We start from the raw sequence: 2,700 nt of genomic DNA on the forward strand, positions 1-2,700 counted from the left end.
TTGGAATACTCGGACCGAACGGGTCAGGAAAAACCACAACACTCAAATCAATTCTAGGTTTAATACTCTTTGACAACGGAGATATTCATGTTTCAGGTATGGATGTAAAAAAAGACCATCTGAAGATTCTCAGAAACACGGGGGCTGTTCTTGAAGGCGCAAGAAATGTTTACTGGCACCTCTCCCCCGAAGAAAACATGAAATATTTCGCCGGCCTCAAAGGCTTGTCTCATTCGCATATTAAAGAACGTATGAATACTCTTCTCCATGAGCTGGGACTTGCAGATGTAGGAAAAAAGGAAATCCGCGAGTTCTCCAAGGGTATGAAACAGAAAGTCGCCCTTGCCTGTGCTTTCATTCATGACCCTGACATACTTCTTCTGGACGAACCCACTCTTGGACTGGATGTTGAGATTTCAAGGGTAATGCGAAACTGGCTCAAGGAAGTAGTACAGAAGTCCGGCAAATCCATCCTTGTAACATCTCACGATATGGATTTCATAGAATCCGTATGTGACAGGGTACTTATTATCAAGGAGGGTAGAATCCTCACCCATGAGACTATCCAGAGCCTGAAAATGAAATTCTCAAGAAAAGTTTTAAATCTTGATATTGCAACTGACCCTGACCAGAACAGCATCAGAAGGATAGAGGAACTTGGTGAACTCACCGTAGAGAATTCCGATAACGGCTGCAGATTGATAATATTTCTGAAAAGCGCGATGCTGATATATGATCTCCTGGAGATATTGAGATCAGCCGATTTAGAAATAACCGATTTCAGTACTGTCGAAAGCGATCTGGAGGACATTTTCCTGAATGTGATCAATGATGAACCGGAGTGATATGAGCATTCTGAACGTATTTATCGTGGAAATACGGATGCTGGGATGGGAGCTGAAAAGATACCTGTTCAATACCGGTGCCATGGTCGTAGTTATGTACATCATTTTTCTCGGTATGTTCTGGGGCGCGAAATCCATCGCCGGCGTCGGCATCAATCAATCTTCACTGGATTCCATGGTTATCGGGTACGTTCTATGGATGAGCGCGATGTTCTCACTTCAGGGAACCGGGAGTGTAGTTCTCTCCGAATCTCAGAGGGGTACTCTTGAGCAGATATACCTCTCCCCTTACGGCGCAGATATTATCTTCTTCTTTAAAGCAATAACCAATACTCTGTTCAATTTTGTTATACTCACACTGATGCTGTACCTTACGATGCTGACCACCGGAAGAATCCTTTCGGTCAACCTTCTTTACTTCTATCTGATTCTGTTTGTTTCGGTGCTTTCTCTGAATGGAATAGGTTTCATGCTTGGCGGTGTGGGTCTGATCCATAAAAAAATCGGTGCGGTTAACGGAATACTTTCATTCGGATTGATCGGTCTGATGCTGCTTCCAGTCTATCCCCTGACAGCTTTCTCATTCCTGCCATTCGTAGCAGGAGCGCATACGATCAACGCGCATATAGTACACGGAACATCTTTTCCGCTCTGGTGGTATCTGTTCGTCATTGGAAACAGCCTTCTCTATCTTTTTATCGGACTTTCCATTTTCAGACTGTTCGAGAGAAAAGCGAAAAGACTCAACAAAATGGGACAGTACTAGAAAAAAACCCCAGCATTGCATATTAAATACAATTACATCTGGAATCCAGAGTATCTGTAACACATCGATTACCTTCAAATGACATTTTAAGCCTCGCAACTGCGATAGGAATATTGAAATCCAGGATAATGTAGATGCCACTAATCCAAGTGTATCAGGGTGTTATGTAGACGTGTTAAGCTGTCCATTGTATGATTACTATCCTTGATTCATCTTCAAGTGAAGATATAAAGTTTTGGAATTAATGAAATACAAGCAAATGTAGAATCCACATAATCATAGTTATAAAATGAAAAAATATAAGGAGATAATGTAATGCCTTGGATAAGTGAAAAAATGTGCACGGGTTGCCAAATATGTGTTAATGAATGTTGTGTTGGTGCTATTTCATTAGACGAAGGCGTTGCGTTTATATACGAAAGTAAATGCATACGATGTGGGGTTTGTCATGATGTATGTCCAAATGATGCAGTTCGTCATGACGGAGAACGGATTCCTGAAGAAGTAGAATCTAATCTGGTTTGGGTAAAACAGATATTAGGAAATGATTACTATTCGAATGATAGAGAAAAACAAAAAGAACTTATTAAACGTATGGAGCGCTACTTTGCCAAAAACAAGAAAGTTGCTGAAAAAACTATAGAGCGCATTCGTTCGTTGCAAAATACTTAATATGCAAATAAAACCAAAGCGAAAAATAGGGTATATTTATAATAAGGCGTTGCACCTGACCGCTATTCCGTTACGCTTCATAGCGGCAGGTGAGCTTAGTCGTTATGTGTATAGTAAGAATAAACGCAATTGTGTTTATCCTGCTAATATGGAGTGATAAGAACTATGAAAATTCTTGCTATTATCGGTAGTCTTAGGAAAAAGAACACCTACAATGTAATAAAGAAAATTGAAGAATATCACAAAGCATATACAAAAGAATGCGAATATGAATATCTATTTTTGAAGGATATGGATTTTCAGCATTGTAAAGGATGTTTCTTATGTATATCAAAAGGAGAATGTTTTTGTCCTTTAAATGATAACAGAGATATTATTATTCAAAAAATCGAATCAGCAGACTGTATTATTCTTGCC

At 39.6% G+C, this 2,700-nt stretch carries 4 protein-coding genes; all 4 read left to right on the top strand.

The features are described 5' to 3' along the window. Positions 1-845, top strand: an 845-nt coding sequence (locus K8R76_04200) for an ABC transporter ATP-binding protein (GenBank protein ID MCD4847373.1), incomplete at its 5' end; no start/stop codon positions are given. After that, entirely contained in the window at positions 829-1,611 is a 783-nt protein-coding gene (locus tag K8R76_04205; GenBank protein ID MCD4847374.1) for a hypothetical protein, read from the top strand. The genes K8R76_04200 and K8R76_04205, both read left to right, overlap by 17 nt. Positions 1,612-1,926: 315 nt before the next feature. Next, positions 1,927-2,283, top strand: a complete 357-nt coding sequence (locus K8R76_04210) for a 4Fe-4S binding protein (protein MCD4847375.1) — start codon at positions 1,927-1,929, stop codon at positions 2,281-2,283. Positions 2,284-2,448: 165 nt separating this feature from the next. Continuing rightward, a partial coding sequence (locus K8R76_04215; protein ID MCD4847376.1) for an NAD(P)H-dependent oxidoreductase occupies positions 2,449-2,700 on the top strand: 252 nt, incomplete at its 3' end.

This window comes from Candidatus Aegiribacteria sp., from assembly GCA_021108435.1.
Taxonomy (GTDB): Bacteria; Fermentibacterota; Fermentibacteria; order Fermentibacterales; family JCC-6; genus Aegiribacteria.